Consider the following 18,659-nt stretch of genomic DNA (forward strand, 5'->3'; position numbering starts at 1 on the left):
ATGACCGAAACGCTAGGAACAGGTGTACGTCTGCGCGATCGCAGTCGCGCCGAATGGGGCATGCGTGTGGGCCGCTCAGGGGACGCCAGCGGCGTGTCGCGCGCCGGACGTCCCCCGGGAGTGCCCGCGATGAGGCGCCGTCAGCCCTCGACGTTCGGGAAGAGGGCCAGGAACGGATCCGCCGACGCCGTGATGCCCCGGCTGTAGGGGGCGTCGAAGTCCCAGATCAGGAAGAGCAGGAAGGCGATCAGCGCGGAGAACAGTCCGGCGAGGATCAGCTCCCGCGCGGTACGCCGGATCTGCAGGGCGAAGATCATCCCGATGGTGATGACACCGCCGCCCAGCAGGCCGAACCAGACCACCCCCGGCATGGTGGGCTCGACCGAGTCGGCGCGTGCGTTGCGGGCCTGGTCCACGGCCGCCACCTGGTCCACCAGCGGCTGGTAGGCCTGGGCCTGGAAGTCGGTCGTCGGCTCGTAGGACGTGACATCGGTGCGGAGCCGGTCGAGCAGCTCGGTGCCGCGCTCGGTCGTGCGGTTGTGGTCGGCCATCTCCTTCCACTCGACGGTGACGACGTGTCCGACATAGGCGTTGACATCGGCGCGAATGCGGTCACGGACGTCGGCCGGGTAGACCTGGACCCGCTCCGAGATCTCGTGGAGCGCCTGTGCCTCCGTCTGGACGTGGTCCTGGGCGGAGCTGCGCGCCTCCCAGACGCCCGCGATGGCCAGACCCAGGACGATGGCGTACACCACCCCGATCCACATCGTCATGTACTCGATGACGTCCGGGGTCTCGCTGGGATCCTCGTCCAGGGGTGCCGCCTTGTGGCGGATGAGCGTGATGGCGACCACCACGGCACACGCGGCCAGCATCGCGAGGATGAGAACAAGCCATTCCGGCAAGGGATGCCTCCAGGATCGGCATTAGCGGGGCCGCAGGGCGGCCACGGCGACCACCGCGGGCACGGTGATGAGCAGGACGTAGATCACGGGCGAGGTCGTGCTGTGTCTGGGCCTCTCGGGCGCCTTCGCGTGGTGATAGGCCGGGTAGGTCACCGGGCTCGCGGAGGGGCTGGGCGTCGGCTCGGGCGACGGCGTCCGTGTCGGGGTGGGGGTCGGTGTGGGCGTCGGGGTGGGTGGGGGCGTCGGTTGCGGCCGGGGTGCCACCGGCAGCGGTGCCGGTGCGGGCGGCGGGGGAGGGGGAGGTGGCTTCGGGGGCGGGACGGGTGTGGGCGTCGGCTTCGGCGGCCGTGGCTTCGGGGGCGGCGTCGGCGTGGGATCGGGAGAGGGAGTGGGCGTGGGCGTGCACGGGGGCTCGGGGGGCGGGGGAGTCGGGGTGGGTGTGGGCTTCGGCTTCGGGCACGGCGGGGGAGGGGGCCAGGTGAGGCTTCCGGCGACCGCCACCACCTCGGCACCGTCGGGGCCGACCGAGGCGCAGGCCCAGGCATCCGCCTCGGCCGCACCGGCCGTAGGGCCGATGAGCGCCCACGTCAATGTCAACAGGGCCAACACCCGTATGGCGGAGGCGGATTGAGGCGTTTCGGGTCGATGCACGACGGAGATCATGAGGCCTGCCGCGCGCTCTTACGCGCGGGCGCGAAGAGATTGCTCCGAAGGAGGGATAAAAGGCCGCCCGATGTTTGGAATCCGGGCGCTCGTCCGTCCGATGAGGCGTACGTGTGTGCGATCTGAGGCGGGTGTGGTCACAGCCTCCGGAAAGAAATTTGCGGGACGGTTGAACACAACCCCTGCCCCGGTGCGTACCCATGGTCGTGCGGCGGCGCAGCAGGGCGCTGCAACACCCTAAGAAAGTATGGGGAGTTGACGATGAAGACCTCCTGGCGGAACGCCTCACTCGTGGCAAGCGCCGCGGCGGTGCTGGTGCTGACGACGGCGTGCGGTCAGGAAAGCGGCACGTCTTCGGTGGGCAGCCAGAACGTCGGTGCCACCGCGGCGGCGGGCGGATACGGCGGTGTGGGTTCCGGCATCGGGACCGGTACCAGCCCCAGTGCGAGCTCGACCTCGGGCGTCGGACAGGGGAACCTCGGAGCCCAGTCGGCCTCGGCCGGCAAGCTCGAGGTGTCCGCGAACGCCGAACTCGGGGACGTGCTCACCGACAGTGCCGGACTCAGCCTCTACCGCTTCGACGAGGACACCGCCGAGCCGCCGAAGTCGAACTGTGACGGCGACTGCGCCACGGCCTGGCCGCCGGTGCCCGCGGACGACGCCTCGGCCGGTGCCGGTATCGACAAGGCGCTGCTCGGCGAGGTGACCCGCACCGACGGCACCAAGCAGCTGACCATCGGCGGCTGGCCGGCCTACCGCTACGCGAAGGACACCAAGGCCGGCGACCTCACCGGCCAGGGTGTGGGCGGCAAGTGGTACGCGCTGGCACCCACCGGCAAGAAGGCGTCCGTCGCCAGCCTGCCCGGTCTGTCCACGCGCAACGACCCCGACCTGGGCGAGATCGTCGTCGACAAGAACGGCATGACGGTCTACCGCTTCGCCAAGGACAAGGCCTGGCCCGAGCCGGTCTCCAACTGCAACGGCGCCTGCCTTGAGAAGTGGCCGGTCGTGGCGCCAGTGTCGGCGAACGACACCAAGGACGTCCAGAAGAAGGGCCTGATGAGCTTCACCCGCGGCGACGGTGTGAAGCAGCAGACGGTCAACTGCTCGCCGATCTACACCTTCTCGGGCGACAAGGAGGCCGGCGACACCAACGGGCAGGGCGTCGGCGGTACCTGGTACGCCGTCCGTCCCAACGGAGAGATGGTCGGCGTCTCCGACAAGTGACCCCGGCCTTACCGAACCACCGGCCCGACCCCTCCGCGCCGCACGGAGGGGTCGGGCCGGTTTGCCGTCATTCACCCCAACTCCCCGCGAGTCGGCGCCCACTTCGGAACTCTCCGCGGTGCGGCGCCTACTTTTCGTAGCGGACCTCGCAGGGGCCCGGAGCGGCACGTGCCGCAGGCAGTGACCGGGAACGGATGGTCAATTTCCGTTTCCGCTCGCTCCATTGGCGGGCGATCAGTAGCCTCAGCTCGAACACCGGATCGTCTACGCCTTGGAGAGATACATGGAGCGTCCCGCCTGGGCTCCCCGGAGCATCGACATCTCGGTGCCGAGCGTGGCGCGTATCTACGACTTCTACCTGGGCGGTTCGCACAACTTCGAGGCCGACCGGGAGGCGGCCCGCAAGGCCATGGAGCACGTTCCCGGACTGCCGAAGATCATGCAGGCGAACCGGGCGTTCATGCGGCGGGCCGTGCGGTTCGCGGCCGACCAGGGCATCACCCAGTTCCTGGACATCGGCTCCGGCATCCCCACCTTCGGCAACGTCCACGAGGTCGCCCAGAGCGCCAGCCCCGGCGCCCGCGTCGTCTACGTCGACCACGACCCGGTGGCCGTCGCGCACAGCCAGGCGGTCATCGCGGACAACCCGGACGCGGACGTCGTCGCGGCAGATCTCCTGAAGCCCCAGGAGATCCTGGAGAGCCCCGAAGTCCAGCGGCTGATCGACCTGAAGCGGCCGGTGGCGCTGCTCCTCGTTGCCATACTGCACTTCGTGGACGACGCGGACGACCCCTATGGTGCGGTGGCGCAGCTGCGCGACGCGTTCGCGCCCGGCAGCCTGCTGGTGCTGACGCATGCCGCGTACGAGGGAATACCGCTGTCGCAGGAGCAGGTTCAGGGCGCGATGGACGTGTACAAGGACATCCGCAACCCGCTGATCATGCGTTCGCACGACGAGATCGCACGGTTCTTCGAGGGGTACGACATGGTGGAACCCGGGCTGGTGCCGATGCCGCGCTGGCGGCCGGAGTCGGAGAACTGGGACCCCGACGACGAGGACCCGTGGGCCTTCTCCCAGTTCGGCGGCGTGGGGCGGAAGGCGTGAGCGCGGAGCCGGACGGCCCGGAGGACAGACTGCGCCGTTTCGCGACGATCTGGAGCCGGGCGGTGTTCCCGGTGACGTCGACGTCCTCGACCCGGCTGGAGTTCGAGGAGCAACTGCTGCCGTTGGCCCGCCGGTTGAGCGAGGCCCTGCGGGCCAGGATCCCCGACACCGACGAGGGCCGGGCGGTCGGCGCCGCCCTCGTCGCAGTGCACTGCACGGACCCGGAGGCACTGACCCGCTCCCTGGACTGCGTGGACGCCTACCTGGTGCTCTACTGCGGCGGCGAGGGCGACTCGGAGGACCTGCGCAGCCGGTCCGCACGGCTCCAGCACGCCATGGCCGCCGGATACGCGCAGGCACTGCGCGAGCGGACGCTGACCGAGCAGGAGGCCATCGCACGGGCCGCGCTCGAGGCGCAGGGCGTGGTGGCGCAGGCGCTGCACGCGACCGAGGCACGCTTCCGCGCGGTGTTCGAGGGCGCGGCCATAGGAATCGGCATCGCCGACCTGGACGGCAACGTCCTCCAGGTCAACGGCGCGCTGCTGCGGATGTTCGGTATCACGGACCAGACGATGCGTGGCCGCAACGTCCGCGAGTGGACCCACCCCGAGGACGCGCCCCAGACCTGGACGCTCTACGACGAGCTCGTCCGCGGCGAGCGCGAGCACTACCACCTCGAAAAGGCCTTCTACCGCCCGGACGGAACGGTCCTGTGGACCAACCTGACGGTCTCCCTGCTGCGCGACGCCGACGGCGTCCCGCAGTACCAGCTCGCCCTCATGGAGGACACCACCGAGCGCCGGCTGCTCAACCTCCGGCTGCGCTACGAGGCCACGCACGACGCGCTCACCGGACTGCCCAACCGCACGCTGTTCTTCGAGCGCCTGGAGAAGGCGCTGAACGCGGGCGACGGCCAGCGGTTCGGGCTGTGCTACCTCGACCTCGACGGCTTCAAGACCATCAACGACAGCCTCGGCCACGCGGCCGGTGACCGGCTGCTCGTCGAGGTCGCCGACCGGCTGCAGACCTGCGCGACCGCGCCGGGCGAGATGGTGGCGCGGCTCGGCGGTGACGAGTTCGTGGCGCTGACCACGGGCCCCGACACCGAGAGCGAGGTCGACGACCTCGCGGCACGCATCATGAACGTGCTGCTCGCCCCGGTCCGTATCGACGGCCGGGAGCTGACCGTGCGCGGCAGCATCGGCATCGTCGAGGGCCCGGCGGGGGAGCGCGGTCCCGCGGAGGTGCTGCGCAGCGCCGACATCACCATGTACCGGGCCAAGTCGGCGGGCGGCAACCGCTTCGAGCTGGCCGACCCGGAGGCCGACGCCCGCGCCATCACCCGGCACGGGCTGACCACGCAGCTGCCCGCGGCCCTGGAGCGGGGCGAGTTCTTCATCGAGTACCAGCCGCTGGTCCACCTCGGCGACGGCACTGTGCGCGGCGCCGAGGCGCTGGTGCGGTGGCTGCACCCGCAGCACGGCGTGCTCGGTCCTGACCAATTCATCCCGCTCGCCGAGCACACCGGGCTGATCGTGCCGCTCGGCCGCTGGGTCCTGGAGCAGTCGGTGCGTCAGGTCCGCGAGTGGCGAGAACGGTACGGGGACGGCGGCCCCCTGCGCATCAACGTCAACCTCTCACCGTGCCAGCTCACCCACCCAGGGCTGGTCCAGGAGACCGTGGACATCCTGGAGCGCGCGGGCGTCGACCCCGAGGCCCTGTGCCTGGAGGTGACCGAGTCGGCCCTCATCGGCGCCGACGACGACCTGCTCAAGCCCCTGCGCCGCCTTGCCGAGATGGGCGTCGACATCGCCCTGGACGACTTCGGCACCGGCTACTCGAACCTGGCGAACCTCCGCCGCCTCCCGGTCAGCGTCCTCAAACTGGACCGCTCCTTCACCCAGAGCATGCAGCAGTTCCCCGCCGACCCGGTCGACCTCAAGATCGTCGAGGGGATCGTCTCACTCGCCCACAGTCTGAACCTCGCGGTGACGGTCGAGGGCGTCGAAACCGGGGCCCAGGCCGAGCAGTTGCGGATACTGGGCTGCGACACGGCCCAGGGCTGGTACTACGCCCGCCCGGGCCCACCGGAGCGACTGCACGAGCTGGCACTGGTGGACGCGACGGGCTGAGCGGGCGTTCCGGCGGTGGCGCCCGAGGGGCGGGGCCGGCGGACCCGGGCGGTCCGCAGCCAGTCCGGTCGAGCCGGGTCGGTGGGCCCCTGTCGACCATGGAACGGCCGGGGCCCCTTCGTCTCCCTCGGGCCCGGTCGAGCCGGCCCCGCCGCTGACTCAGGGCAGCGGGAGCGAGCGAGCTCGCTTGTGCCTGTGCCCTGCGAACCGCCGGACCCCGCGAGCACCGTCCGTCGCCTCAGGCGGTCACCCCCGGGCGGGAGGGCCAGCACGCCACCGCTCACCGCTCCAGCAGCATCCGCTGCAACTCCCGCGCCGCCCGCGGCGGAGCCACATCGCTGCGGTGGGCCAGCGCGATCGTCCGGTGCAGGCCGGGCCGGGCCAGCGGGGTGACCCGCAGTCCCCGCCCCGAGCGCGTGGCGACCATGCGCGGTACGACGGCCACGCCCAGGCCCGCCCGTACGAAGCCCAGCACCGCGTCCATCTCACCGCCCTCCACCGCGAAGTCCGGCTCGAACCCCTCGGCCCGGCACGCGGCCACGGTCAGCTCGCGCAGGTCGTAGCCGTGCCGGAACATCACCAGCGGCTCGCTCTCCAGGTCGGCGATGCGCACGGTACGGCGGCCCGGGCCACCCGGTGCGGGAACCTCCGGCGACGACACGACGACCAGGTCCTCGCGCAGCAGCTCCACCGTCGTCAGCGCCGGGGACGGAGTGGGCAGCGGAAGGACCAGCAGGGCCAGGTCGAGCGCACCGCGCGCGAGCAGCCGTACGAGATCGTGGGAGCCGCCCTCCTCGATCATCAGGCGGATACCGGGATAGCGGTCGTGGAAGGCGCGCAGTACGTCCGGCAGCAGACCCGTGCACAGGCTCGGGGTCGCGCCGAGCCGGATCCGGCCGCTGCGCAGCTGCACCAGCTCCTGCACCTCGTGCCGGGCCGTGTCCGCGTCGGCGAGGATGCGGCGGGCCAGCGGCAGCAGAGCCTCGCCCGCGTCCGTGAGCGTGATGTTGCCGCGCGCCCGCAGGAACAGATCGGCCCCCAGCTCCCGCTCCAGCGCCTTGATCTGCTGGGACAGGGACGGCTGCGCCACGTGCACGAGATCGGCGGCGCGGGTGAAGTGGCGGGTCTCGGCGACCGCCACGAAGTACTGGAGCTGCTGGAACTGCACCCTCGTACGATAGCTGCTTTCTATGGAATCAAGCCGGACCATGTCTTGGACCGATCGGGGTTCCCGGCTCTAGCGTCTTGAGTCATGGCTCTGGCAACGCGGACGGACCGACGACCGTCCATGGCACGCACCGTGTGGGACAGCTCCGTCGGCAAGAAGACCGTGATGGCCGTCAGCGGCCTGATCATGCTCCTGTACCTGGTCGTCCACATGATCGGCAACCTGAAGATCTTCTTCGGGGCGGACGAGTTCAACCACTACGCGCACTGGCTGCGCACGGTCGGCGAACCGTTCATGCACTACGAGTGGACGCTCTGGATCATCCGGGTGGCGCTGGTCGTGGCCGTGGTCGCGCACGCCACGTCCGCCTATCAGCTCAGCCGCCGCGACATCAGGGCGCGGCCCAGCAAGTACGTCCACAAGAAGCCGCGGGCGAGCTACGCGACCCGCACCATGCGGTGGGGCGGGATCATCCTCGGTCTGTTCATCGTGTGGCACATCCTCGACCTGACGACCGGCACCGTGCACCCCGGCTTCCAGCCCGGCCACCCGTACCAGAACGTCGTGGACACCTTCTCCACCGGGTACGGCAACGTCATCTACATCGTCGCGATGCTCGCCCTCGGACTGCATGTCCGGCACGGCTTCTGGAGTGCCGCACAGACCCTCGGCGCCGGCAGCCGCAGCCGCGACCGCGCCCTCAAGGCCGTCGCCAACGTCCTCGCACTGCTGCTCACGGCCGGCTTCATCGCCGTACCCGTGGGTGTCATGACCGGAGTGGTGAGCTGAACATGACGTACCCCAACTATGCGCACTACACGACCGGTGCGCCCCTGACAGACGGCAAGGCGCCCGCCGGGCCCGTCAACGAGCGCTGGGACAAACGGCGGTTCGAGGCCAAGCTGGTCAACCCCGCCAACCGCCGCAAGCACACGGTGATCGTGGTGGGCACCGGCCTCGCGGGCGGCTCCGCGGGCGCGACCCTGGCCGAACAGGGCTACCACGTCGTCCAGTTCTGCTACCAGGACTCCCCGCGCCGCGCCCACTCCATCGCCGCTCAGGGCGGCATCAACGCGGCCAAGAACTACCGCAACGACGGCGACTCCATCCACCGGCTGTTCTACGACACCGTCAAGGGCGGCGACTTCCGGGCACGGGAGTCCAACGTGCACCGGCTCGCGCAGATCTCCGTCGAGATCATCGACCAGTGCGTGGCGCAGGGCGTGCCCTTCGCGCGGGAGTACGGCGGTCTGCTCGACACCCGCTCCTTCGGTGGCGTGCAGGTCTCCCGGACCTTCTACGCCCGCGGGCAGACGGGTCAGCAGCTGCTGCTGGGGGCGTATCAGGCGCTGTCGAGGCAGATCGCGGCCGGGAACATCGAGATGCACCCGCGCACCGAGATGCTCGACCTGATCGTCGTCGACGGACGGGCCCGGGGGATCGTGGCGCGGGATCTCGTCACCGGGCGCATCGACACCTACTTCGCGGACGCCGTGGTGCTGGCCTCCGGCGGCTACGGCAACGTCTTCTACCTGTCGACGAACGCCATGAACTCCAACGCGACGGCCGTCTGGCGGGCCCATCGCCGGGGCGCCCACTTCGCCAACCCCTGTTTCACGCAGATCCATCCGACGTGCATCCCGCGCACCGGCGACCACCAGTCCAAGCTGACGCTGATGAGCGAGTCGCTGCGCAACGACGGCCGGATCTGGGTGCCGAAGGCCAAGGGCGACGACCGGCCGCCGAACAGGATCCCGGAGGAGGAGCGCGACTACTACCTGGAGCGCATCTACCCGTCCTTCGGCAACCTGGTCCCGCGCGACATCGCCTCCCGCGCCGCGAAGAACGTCTGCGACGAGGGGCGCGGGGTCGGTCCCGGCGGACAGGGTGTGTACCTGGACTTCGCCGACGCGATCAAGCGCATGGGGCGCAAGGCGGTCGAGGCCAAGTACGGCAACCTCTTCGACATGTACCAGCGGATCACCGACGAGGATCCGTACGAGGTGCCGATGCGGATCTATCCCGCCGTGCACTACACGATGGGCGGACTGTGGGTCGACTACGACCTCCAGACCACGATCCCCGGCCTGTTCGCGATCGGCGAGGCCAACTTCTCCGACCACGGGGCGAACCGCCTGGGCGCCTCGGCGCTGATGCAGGGCCTGGCCGACGGCTACTTCGTGCTGCCGGCGACCATCAACGACTACCTCGCCCGCAACCCGCACCAGGACGCGGTGACCGGCGAACACCCCGCCGTACAGGAGGTGTTGGCGGAGACCGAGGACCGGCTGAACCTGCTCCTCGCGGTCGACGGCGACCGCACTCCGGACTCCTTCCACCGCGAAGTCGGCGAGCTCATGTGGGAGTTCTGCGGGATGGCCCGCACCGACTCCGGGCTGCGCAAGGCACTGGAGCGCATCCCGCAGATCCGCGAGGAGTTCTGGCGGCGGATCAAGGTCCCGGGCACCGGCGAGGAGTTCAACCAGTCGCTGGAGAAGGCGAACCGCGTCGTCGACTACCTGGAGCTGGCCGAGCTGATGTGCCTCGACGCGCTGCACCGCGCCGAGTCCTGCGGCGGTCACTTCCGCGAGGAGTCCCAGACTCCCGACGGTGAAGCAGCCCGCAGGGACGACGAGTTCGCCTACGCGGCGGCCTGGGAGTTCACCGGCACCGGCGAGGCTCCCGTCCTGCACAAGGAAGACCTGGTCTTCGAGTACGTCCACCCCACCCAGCGGAGCTACGCATGAAGCTCACCCTGCGCGTCTGGCGGCAGAAGAACGCCGACGCCGACGGCGCCATGTCCACGTACGAGGTGGACGGCATCTCCTCCGACATGTCCTTCCTGGAGATGCTGGACACCCTCAACGAGGAGCTCATCCTGCGCGGTGAGGATCCCGTGGCCTTCGACCACGACTGCCGTGAGGGCATCTGCGGCGCGTGCTCGCTCGTCATCAACGGCGACGCGCACGGACCCGAGCGCACGACCACCTGTCAGCTGCACATGCGGTCCTTCTCGGACGGCGACACCATCGACATCGAGCCGTGGCGGGCGTCCGCGTTCCCGGTGATCAAGGACCTGGTCGTGGACCGGTCCGCGTTCGACCGGATCATCCAGGCCGGCGGATACATCACGGCTCCCACCGGAGCGGCCCCCGAGGCACATGCCACGCCGGTGCCGAAGCCCGACGCCGACTTCGCCTTCGAGCACGCGGAGTGCATCGGGTGCGGGGCGTGCGTGGCCGCGTGTCCCAACGGGGCGGCGATGCTGTTCACCTCCGCCAAGGTCAACCACCTGAACGTGCTGCCGCAGGGGGCGCCCGAGCGGGAGACACGGGTGCTGGACATGGTGGCGCAGATGGACGACGAGGGCTTCGGCGGGTGCACGCTGGCCGGTGAGTGCGCGACGGCCTGCCCGAAGGGGATTCCGCTGGTGTCCATCACGAGCATGAACAAGGAGTGGCTGCGGGCGACCCGGAAGGTCGCGAAGCGCTAGCCGCGCACAGACGTTCGCCGTTCGGTGCGGACGGGCGGGGCCGGGAGTGGTGCTCCCCGGCCCCGTCTCGCACATGTGGCCTCTGTGCAGTGCGCTCATGATTTTCGGGCGCAAGGGGAGGGAGCGGTTTCTCGAGGCCGCCGCCGGTTTCGGGACCGCTGTCCGGGAGCGGGACAGCGAGCGTGCCCAGCGCGCGCTCCAGGAGATGCAGCAGCGCTACGGAGCGGGTGCTGGACGAGGACGAGACGCGCGGGTGGCTGGAACGCTGCGCTCCGACGAAATGACGGCCACCTTCTGAGGGCTCGGGACGGGTGTGCTGCCCCGGACCGAGCCGTTCAACAACCGCACATCGGCTCTCCCCGCACCGGACACGCGGAGGTCAGCCGGCATCGGAAGAACAGGTGCGGCAGATCGCACTCCCCACGGTCTGCGCCCGCTCCGCCGAACCGGCCCGCAACCAGGAGAGTGCCATGACCGGCGTTTCCACCCTCGACCGTCCCCCGCAGAGCGTCGCCCCCACCCGCTACACCGTCACCCTGGCCCGCGACGAGGACGACGTACGGGCCGCGCAGCGGCTGCGGCACGACGTGTTCGCCGGCGAGATGGGCGCCCTCCTCACCACCCCGCAACCGGGCCTCGACGTCGACGGCTTCGACGCCTACTGCGACCACCTGCTCGTCCGCGACACCCTGACCGGCCAGGTCGTCGGTACCTACCGGCTGCTGCCCCCGGAGCGGGCCGCGGTCGCCGGACGCCTGTACTCGGAGAGCGAGTTCGACCTCGCGCCGCTCGACGCGATCCGCCCCGGTCTCGTCGAGGTGGGCCGCTCCTGCGTGCACCCCGAGCACCGCGACGGCGCCGTCATCGGCCTCATCTGGGCCGGCATCGCCCGCTACATGGTGGACCGCGGCCACGACTGGCTGGCCGGCTGCTGCTCGATCCCGCTCGCCGACGGCGGCGCGCTCGCGGCCGGCACCTGGGACCGGGTGCGCACCAAGTACCTGGCCCCCGAGGAGTTCCGGGTACGGCCCCTGCTGCCCTGGGAGCCCGCGGAGGGCACCCCGGCCGCCCACACCGAGCTGCCCCCGCTGCTGCGCGGCTACCTCCGCCTCGGCGCCTGGGTGTGCGGACAGCCCGCCCACGACCCGGACTTCGGGGTCGCCGACATGTACGTGCTGCTGTCGATGCGCCGGGTCAACGCCCGCTATCTGCGGCACTTCCTCTCGCTCGTCCCGGCCTGATGAGCGTGTGGCTGCCCAGCGCGCCCTGCACCCCCCGGGCGTGTCTGGAGACCGCGGGATCCGCCACGGCCGTACCCCGTGCCGTGCTGCGGCTGGTAGCGGTCACGGCGGTCACCCTCGCCGGGATCGTCCTGCTCCCGGTCGGCCGGTGGATCCCGGTCGGCGCGGTCAGGTGGTGGTGCCGGGCGGTGGTGCGGGCCTCGGGGGTCCGGGTCCGCATGTCCGGCGCCACCGCGCCCACCGGCGGGGTGCTCCTGGTCGCCAACCACATCTCCTGGCTGGACATCCCCCTGCTCGCCGCCGTACGCCCCGCCCGGATGCTCGCCAAGTCGGAGATCCGGCACTGGCCCGTGGCGGGGTGGCTGACGGCTCGCAGCGGCACCCTGTTCATCGACCGGGACCGGTTGCGGGCCCTCCCGGACACGGTGGCCCGGATCGCCGGCGCGCTGCGCGGGGGCGCCGCGGTCGCCGTCTTCCCCGAGGGCAGCACCTGGTGCGGCCGCGCCCAGGGCCACTTCCGCCGCGCGGTCTTCCAGGCGGCCCTCGACGCCGGGGTCCCGGTCCAGCCGGTGAGCCTGCGCTACCGCCTCGTCGACGGCGGTGCCAGTACGGCCCCCGCCTTCATCGGTGACGACTCCCTGCTGGCGTCGGTGTGGCGGGTGGTGTCGGCACGAGGACTGGTTGCCGAGGTGGAGGTGTTGCCGCTGATCGAGCCGGGCGCCCACACCGAGCGGAAGTCACTCGCCCGCGCCGCGGAGACCTGGGGGTCGCGCGGCGACGGTCGGGCACACACGCTGGCCGCCGGTGCCGATCGGAGGGTCGACGCGGGTGTGTGAGACCGGGGTGTTCGGAGTTGCGGCCGGGGTGTGAGGCCGAGGACGTCCGCGAGCGTGGACCGGCTGTGAGGCGGGGGCGTTCGGGAGCGTGGGCGTGTGCGACCGAGGCGTTCGGCGGTGTGGGCCGGTCTGAGGCTGGGTCGTTCCGGGGGATCGGCGTGTGGAGCCGGGTGTTCGGGGGTGTGGTCCGGTGTGTGGGGCGGGGCCCTTCGGCGGCGTGCGCTGGTCTGTGAGGCTGGGGTGTTCCGGGGGGCGGGCGGATCGGCGTGTGCGACCGGGGTGTGCGGGGTGTGAGGCGGGGCCGTTCGGCGGCGTGCGCTGGTCTGTGAGGCTGGGGCGTTGCGGGGAGCGGACCGGCCTGTGAGACCGGGGCGTTCGGGGCGTGGTCCGGTGTGTCACGCGGTCGTGACGGCCGCCAGATAGGGCGCCGTCGCGCTTCCCTCCGCCCGGGCCACCTCGGCCGGAGGACCCGTCGCCACGATCCGCCCGCCCTCGTCCCCGCCGCCCGGCCCCAGGTCGATCACCCAGTCCGCGTCCGCCACGACCGACATGTCGTGCTCGACGACGATCACCGTGTGGCCGGCGTCGACCAGGCCGTGGAGCTGGCGCATGAGGACCTCGACGTCGGCCGGGTGGAGACCCGTGGTGGGTTCGTCGAGAAGGTAGAGGGTGTGGGCGCGGCGGACGCGCTGGAGTTCGCTCGCGAGCTTGATGCGCTGGGCCTCGCCGCCGGAGAGTTCGGTGGCGGGCTGGCCGAGACGGAGGTAGCCGAGGCCCACGTCGAGGAGGGTGGCGAGGCTGCGGGCCACGGCCGGGGTGTCCGCGAAGAAGTCCGCCGCCGACTCCACCGTGAGGTCGAGCACCTCGGCGATGTTCCGTCCCCGGTACGTCACTTGGAGCGTCTCGGGGTTGTAGCGGGCGCCGTCGCAGTCGGGGCAGGGAGCGTAGGTGCTCGGCAGGAAGAGGAGCTCGACGCTGACGAACCCCTCGCCCTGACAGGTCTCGCAGCGCCCGCCCGTCACGTTGAAGGAGAACCGGCCCACGCCGTAACCGCGTCCACGCGCCTCCTCGGTGCCGGCGAAGACCTTGCGCACGACGTCGAACAGGCCCGTGTACGTCGCCAGGTTGGAGCGCGGGGTCCTGCCGATCGGCTTCTGGTCGACCGAGACCAGACGGCCCACCCCCTCCAGCTCCTCCGTGATCTCGCCGACGAGCGTGGACTTGCCCGACCCCGACACCCCGGTGACCGCGCTGAACACGCCGAGCGGGAACTCCGCCGTCACCCCGCGCAGGTTGTGCCGGCTGACCGGCCCGACTTTCAACTGGCCGCGTGGGACGCGCACTTGACGACGCACGGCTGCGTGGCGATCGAACAGGAACCGTGCCGTGGCGGACTCCTCGACCTTCGCCAGCTCCGCCACCGGCCCGCTGTGCAGCACCCGGCCGCCGTGCTCGCCCGCCCGCGGCCCCACGTCCACCAGCCAGTCCGCGCCCCGCATGACGTCGAGGTGGTGCTCCACCACGAACACCGAGTTGCCAGCCGCCTTCAGCCGGGCCAGAACCGTGAGCAGTGCCTCGGTGTCCGCCGGGTGCAGTCCGGCGGAGGGTTCGTCGAGGACGTACACGACACCGAACAGCCCGGACCTCAACTGGGTGGCGAGCCGCAGTCGTTGGAGCTCACCGTCGGAGAGGGTGGGGGTCGCGCGGTCCAGGCTGAGGTAGCCGAGGCCGAGTTCGACGACCGGTGCGATACGGGACTTGAGGTCGTCGGTGAGGACCCGCGCGGTCTCGGACCGTGCGTCGAGCAGCGAAGCCAGCTCCACCAGAGGCACCGAAGCCAGCTCGGCGATCGTACGGCCGCCGAAGGTCACCGCCAGCGACTCGGCGCGCAGCCTGCTGCCGCCGCACACCGCACAGGGCTCGGAGACCAGGAAACGTTCGGCCTTCGCCCTGAGCGTCTGGCTCCTGGAGTCCGCGAACGTCTTCATGACATAGCGGCGGGCGCTCATGTACGTGCCCTGGTAAGGGCGTTGGATCCGGTCCGCGTCCCGTACCGGGTGCACGGTGACCACCGGCTGTTCGTCGGTGAACAGGATCCACTCCCGCTCCTCGGCGGGCAGTTCGCGCCAGGGCCGGTCCACGTCGTGACCGAGCGCGTCGAGGATGTCCCGCAGGTTCTTGCCCTGCCAGGCGCCGGGCCACGCGGCGATCGCGCCCTCCCGGACCGACAGCGACGGGTCGGGCACCAGGGACTGTTCGGTCGTACGGTGGACTCGGCCGAGCCCGTGGCACTCCGGGCAGGCTCCCGCGGTCGTGTTGGGGGAGAAGGCGTCCGAGTCGAGACGCTCGGCGCCGGGCGGGTAGTCACCGGCCCGGGAGAACAGCATCCGCAGCGAGTTCGAGAGATTGGTGACCGTCCCGACGGACGAGCGGGACGTCGGCGCGGAGCGGCGCTGCTGGAGCGAGACCGCGGGCGGCAGCCCGGTGATCTCCGCGACCTTCGGCGCCCCCACCTGATGGATCAGCCGCCGCGCATAGGGCGCCACCGACTCGAAGTACCGCCGCTGCGCCTCCGCGTAGATCGTCCCGAACGCCAGCGACGACTTCCCCGACCCGGACACCCCCGTGAACACCGCCAGTACATCCCGTGGCACGTCGACATCCACACCCTGGAGATTGTGCTCACGGGCACCGCGGACGCGGACGTACGGGTCGTGGGAATCGTGGGGGTTTGGCATGAGAACGACTCTAACCGGTGGTGATCGACGCCAATCGCCCGTAGGAGTCAAGGAGCGCCTCGCGGTCGTACGTGCTGGTCGTGACCAGGATCTCCTGGGCTCCCGTCTCCTTCAGCACCGTCTCCAGCTCGTGGGCGACCTGCTCCTCGGTGCCCGCGATGTGCCCGGTGAGTCCGGACTCGTAGAGGCCGCGTTCCCTGGCCGTCATCGCCAGCGTCTCGACGCGCTCGGCGGGCGGCAGGGGCGGGAAGGTGCCGTGCGTGCGGGAGTACGCCATCGACCAGGCCTCCGGGATCAGCAGCCGACGGGCCGCTTCCTCGGTGGCGGCGACGGCGACGGTGCCGGAGATGACGACGTACGGCTCGGGCGCCCAGGGGGAGGGACGGAAGTGGCTGCGGTAGTGGTCGATGCCGCGCTGCATCTTCTCGCGGTTCCTGAGGTCGCCGATGACCATCGGCAGGCCCGCGCGGGCCGCGATCGTGGCGCCCTCGCCCATGGCCAGCACGAACGGCGGCACGGTCAGGCCCTCTGCCGGTCGGGCGTGCACCCCCGTCGGGGAGGTCCCGCGGAACCAGCCGAGCAGCTCCTCCAGCTGTACGGCGAAGTCGTCGGCGTCGTCCTTGCCGCGCCCCAGCGCCCTGCGCACACCGTCGGTGAAGCCGACCGAGCGGCCCAGGCCCATGTCGATCCGGCCGGGAAACAGGGACTCCAGCACCCCGAACTGCTCGGCGACGACCAGGGGTTGGTGGTTGGGCAGCATCACACCGCCGGTGCCGACCCGCATCGTCTCCGTCGCCGAGGCCACCGCGGCGGCCAGTACCGTCGGCGCGGAACCGGCCACGCCGGGCACGCCGTGGTGCTCGGAGACCCAGAAACGGTGGTAGCCGAGTCCTTCCAGCTCCCGCGCCAGCCGCACGGTGTCGCGCAGGGCCTGCGCGTTCGTGCCGCCCTCGCGGGTGCGGGAGCGGTCCAGGACGGAGAAGCGGGTGGCGGCGATCACGGAACTCACACAGGGTTCAACGTCCGACCGGATGCGGTATTCCCCCGGAAAACCTGATGACCGCGATCACCGCAGGTCAGCACAATGGCCGGGTGACCCTCCAGAACATCCTGCTCTCCGGCGTCGTCGGCTCGACCGCGTACGGACTCGCCCGCGCGGGCTCCGACGTGGACCGGCTCGGCATGTTCGCCGCGCCCACCGAGACCCTGCTCGGTCTGCACACGCCGAAGGAGTCCCACGTCACCACGGCACCCGACCGCACCCTGCACGAGGCGGCGAAGTGGTGCCGGCTCGCCCTCGGCGGCAATCCGACCGTGATGGAACTGGTGTGGCTGCCGGACGAGCTGTACGAGGTGCGCACCCCGCTGGGCGACGAACTCATCGGCATCCGCGGGTCGTTCCTGAGCGCCCTGCGGGTGCGGGACGCGTATCTCGGGTACGCCACCCAGCAGTTCAGGAAGCTGGAGAGCCGCAGCGGCGACCCGCGCACCGCCAAGCACGCCCGGCACCTCAAGCGCCTGTGCCACCAGGGTCTGGAGCTGTACGCCACCGGGCGGCTCACCGTGCGGGTCGAGGATCCCGAGGAGTACCACCGCTTCGGGGACGCCGTGGCCGCGGACCCCGCGCACGCCAGGGCGCTGCTGGCCCAGTACGAGACCGCCTTCGCCGAGACCCGCAGTGCGCTGCCGGACCGGCCCGACGAGGGGCCGGCCGAGGCATGGCTGCGCCGGGTCCGCGCCGAGTTCTACGACACGGCGGCGTGAGCGTGGGCTTCGGCGGCCTCGTGGTCGCAGGTCTCGTCGATGCCGTACGTCTCCCAGGCGGGGAAGGGGTCGACCACGGGAGCGTCTTCGTGTGGGGCGAGCAGGCAGGTACCGAGCGCCTTGTGCAGCTCGGCGGGGTCCAACTGCGTTCCGATGAAGACGAGTTCCTGCGCGTACGGCGCCTCGGCGTCCCGTGCGGCCGACGGCTCGAAGCGGGCCACCGAACCGGCCTGTGACCACAGGCCCGTCACGTGCGGGCGGCTGGCGAGGGTGAAGAACCCCTTCGAGCGCAGGATCCGCCCGTACGCCCCGCTGTCCAGGTCCTCGGTCACGAAGTCCCACAACCGGCCGGGGTGGAAGGGGAGTTCGGAGCGGAAGACGGTGGAGGAGACGCCGTACTCCTCGGTCTCGGGGATGTGCTCGCCGTTGAGCTCCTGGACCCAGCCCGGTGCCTGCTGGGCGCGCTCCAGGTCGAACAGGCCGGTGCCGAGGACCTGTTGGAGGTCCACGCGGGAGTGCTCGGCCTCGACGATCCGGGCGACGGGGTTGAGCCGTACGAGAGCCGCGCGCAACCGGGCCGCCGCCTCCGGGGTGACCAGGTCGAGCTTGTTGAGGACGAGGACGTCCGCGAACTCGATCTGGTCGACGAGGAGATCGCTGACCGTGCGCTCGTCGTCCTCGAACGGGGCGAGGCCGCGCTCGGCCAGCTCGTCGCCGTTCTCCAGCTCGGGCAGGAAGTTGGCCGCGTCCACGACGGTGACCATGGTATCGAGGCGGGCCACATCGCCGAGGGTGGCGCCGTCGTCGCGGGCGAAGGCGAAGGTGGCCGCCACCGGCATGGGCTCGGAGATCCCGGACGACTCGATGAGCAGATGGTCGAAACGGCCCTCGCGGGCCAGCCGGTCCACCTCTTCGAGGAGGTCGTCGCGCAGGGTGCAGCAGATGCAGCCGTTGGTCATCTCGACCAGGCGTTCCTCGGTCCGCGACAGCGCGGCCTCACCGCCGCGCACCAGCGCCGCGTCGATGTTGACCTCGCTCATGTCGTTGACGATGACGGCGACCCTGAGGCCCGCACGGTTGGCGAGGACGTGGTTGAGCAGCGTCGTCTTGCCCGCCCCGAGGAAGCCGGAGAGGACGGTGACGGGCAGGAGGCGGTCGTACGACATCCGGTCCTCAGCCCTCGGGGCGCAGCAGGCCGCGCTCGTACGCCTTGACCAGGTTCTGCGGGACGAGATGCGCGACCCCGTCGACCGTGACCGGCACCAGCTGTGCGGTGGTGGCCTTCCACTGCGAGCGGCGGTGGCGGGTGTTGCTGCGGGACATCTTCCGCTTGGGGACAGCCATGGCGGGAACCTCCTCGGTGGCGGGGTGAGCACCGAGGACGCTA

At 71.0% G+C, this 18,659-nt stretch carries 17 protein-coding genes; 10 read left to right on the forward strand and 7 right to left on the reverse strand.

Annotated features, from left to right (window positions below; all coding sequences use genetic code 11):
* Window positions 1–140: 140 nt before the first annotated feature.
* Window positions 141–905 carry a DUF4239 domain-containing protein gene (locus AB0D34_RS43580; protein ID WP_362672854.1) on the reverse strand — a complete coding sequence of 255 codons (765 nt, stop codon included), beginning with the start codon at window positions 903–905 and terminating at the stop codon, window positions 141–143.
* 21 nt (window positions 906–926) lie between these two features.
* Complete coding sequence (locus tag AB0D34_RS43585) at window positions 927–1,058, reverse strand: hypothetical protein (protein ID WP_362672857.1); 132 nt, start codon at window positions 1,056–1,058, stop codon at window positions 927–929.
* A gap of 241 nt (window positions 1,059–1,299) precedes the next feature.
* Between AB0D34_RS43585 and AB0D34_RS43590 the strand changes: the two genes are divergently transcribed.
* The 4 genes from AB0D34_RS43590 (at window position 1,300) to AB0D34_RS43605 (ending at window position 6,032) form a co-directional block, all read left to right on the forward strand.
* Window positions 1,300–1,536, forward strand: coding sequence for a hypothetical protein (locus AB0D34_RS43590; protein ID WP_362672860.1), 237 nt, complete (start codon window positions 1,300–1,302; stop codon window positions 1,534–1,536).
* A gap of 293 nt (window positions 1,537–1,829) precedes the next feature.
* The gene (locus AB0D34_RS43595; protein ID WP_362672862.1) at window positions 1,830–2,795 is read left to right on the forward strand and encodes an SCO0930 family lipoprotein; all 966 of its coding nucleotides are present in this window, start codon (window positions 1,830–1,832) and stop codon (window positions 2,793–2,795) included.
* A gap of 283 nt (window positions 2,796–3,078) precedes the next feature.
* Complete coding sequence (locus AB0D34_RS43600; protein ID WP_362672864.1) at window positions 3,079–3,900, forward strand: SAM-dependent methyltransferase; 822 nt, start codon at window positions 3,079–3,081, stop codon at window positions 3,898–3,900.
* The gene (locus AB0D34_RS43605) at window positions 3,897–6,032 is read left to right on the forward strand and encodes an EAL domain-containing protein (protein ID WP_362672867.1); all 2,136 of its coding nucleotides are present in this window, start codon (window positions 3,897–3,899) and stop codon (window positions 6,030–6,032) included. The genes AB0D34_RS43600 and AB0D34_RS43605 overlap by 4 nt, the downstream gene beginning before the upstream one ends.
* Before the next feature lie 280 nt (window positions 6,033–6,312).
* Here the strand turns inward: AB0D34_RS43605 and AB0D34_RS43610 are convergent, their stop codons facing one another.
* A complete protein-coding gene (locus AB0D34_RS43610; RefSeq protein ID WP_362672869.1) occupies window positions 6,313–7,200 on the reverse strand; it encodes a LysR substrate-binding domain-containing protein in 888 nt (295 codons plus the stop codon).
* Between the two features lie 120 nt (window positions 7,201–7,320).
* Between AB0D34_RS43610 and AB0D34_RS43615 the strand changes: the two genes are divergently transcribed.
* The 5 genes from AB0D34_RS43615 to AB0D34_RS43635 all read left to right on the forward strand — a co-directional run bounded on the left by AB0D34_RS43615 (window position 7,321) and on the right by AB0D34_RS43635 (window position 12,770).
* Window positions 7,321–7,989: a succinate dehydrogenase gene (locus AB0D34_RS43615; RefSeq protein WP_362672872.1), complete on the forward strand. Its 669-nt coding sequence runs from the start codon at window positions 7,321–7,323 to the stop codon at window positions 7,987–7,989.
* A 2-nt stretch (window positions 7,990–7,991) separates the two neighbouring features.
* Window positions 7,992–9,947, forward strand: a complete 1,956-nt coding sequence (locus tag AB0D34_RS43620) for a fumarate reductase/succinate dehydrogenase flavoprotein subunit (RefSeq protein WP_362672875.1) — start codon at window positions 7,992–7,994, stop codon at window positions 9,945–9,947.
* Window positions 9,944–10,693 carry a succinate dehydrogenase/fumarate reductase iron-sulfur subunit gene (locus AB0D34_RS43625; protein ID WP_362672877.1) on the forward strand — a complete coding sequence of 250 codons (750 nt, stop codon included), beginning with the start codon at window positions 9,944–9,946 and terminating at the stop codon, window positions 10,691–10,693. The genes AB0D34_RS43620 and AB0D34_RS43625 overlap by 4 nt, the downstream gene beginning before the upstream one ends.
* Window positions 10,694–11,163: 470 nt before the next feature.
* Entirely contained in the window at window positions 11,164–11,934 is a 771-nt protein-coding gene (locus AB0D34_RS43630; protein WP_362672880.1) for a GNAT family N-acyltransferase, read from the forward strand.
* Window positions 11,934–12,770 (forward strand): lysophospholipid acyltransferase family protein, encoded by an 837-nt coding sequence (locus AB0D34_RS43635; RefSeq protein ID WP_362672883.1) that lies wholly within the window; start codon window positions 11,934–11,936, stop codon window positions 12,768–12,770. The genes AB0D34_RS43630 and AB0D34_RS43635 overlap by 1 nt, the downstream gene beginning before the upstream one ends.
* 395 nt (window positions 12,771–13,165) lie before the next feature.
* On the opposite strand, the gene AB0D34_RS43640 is transcribed toward AB0D34_RS43635, so the two are convergent.
* Entirely contained in the window at window positions 13,166–15,508 is a 2,343-nt protein-coding gene (locus AB0D34_RS43640) for an excinuclease ABC subunit UvrA (protein WP_362672886.1), read from the reverse strand.
* A gap of 10 nt (window positions 15,509–15,518) precedes the next feature.
* Window positions 15,519–16,517, reverse strand: coding sequence for an LLM class flavin-dependent oxidoreductase (locus AB0D34_RS43645; protein ID WP_362672889.1), 999 nt, complete (start codon window positions 16,515–16,517; stop codon window positions 15,519–15,521).
* Between the two features lie 47 nt (window positions 16,518–16,564).
* On the opposite strand from AB0D34_RS43645, the gene AB0D34_RS43650 reads away from it, so the two are divergent.
* Window positions 16,565–17,272 carry a nucleotidyltransferase domain-containing protein gene (locus tag AB0D34_RS43650; RefSeq protein WP_362672892.1) on the forward strand — a complete coding sequence of 236 codons (708 nt, stop codon included), beginning with the start codon at window positions 16,565–16,567 and terminating at the stop codon, window positions 17,270–17,272.
* Here AB0D34_RS43650 and AB0D34_RS43655 read toward each other — a convergent pair.
* Together AB0D34_RS43655 and rpmF are read right to left on the reverse strand one after the other, a co-directional pair.
* Window positions 17,254–18,438: a GTP-binding protein gene (locus tag AB0D34_RS43655; protein ID WP_362672895.1), complete on the reverse strand. Its 1,185-nt coding sequence runs from the start codon at window positions 18,436–18,438 to the stop codon at window positions 17,254–17,256. The genes AB0D34_RS43650 and AB0D34_RS43655 overlap by 19 nt on opposite strands.
* Window positions 18,439–18,445: 7 nt before the next feature.
* Window positions 18,446–18,616, reverse strand: a complete 171-nt coding sequence (gene rpmF / locus AB0D34_RS43660; protein ID WP_330262935.1) for a 50S ribosomal protein L32 — start codon at window positions 18,614–18,616, stop codon at window positions 18,446–18,448.
* Window positions 18,617–18,659 lie beyond the last annotated feature (43 nt).

Origin of the sequence: Streptomyces sp. NPDC048420, assembly GCF_040651535.1 — a bacterium.
Taxonomy (GTDB): domain Bacteria; phylum Actinomycetota; class Actinomycetes; order Streptomycetales; family Streptomycetaceae; genus Streptomyces.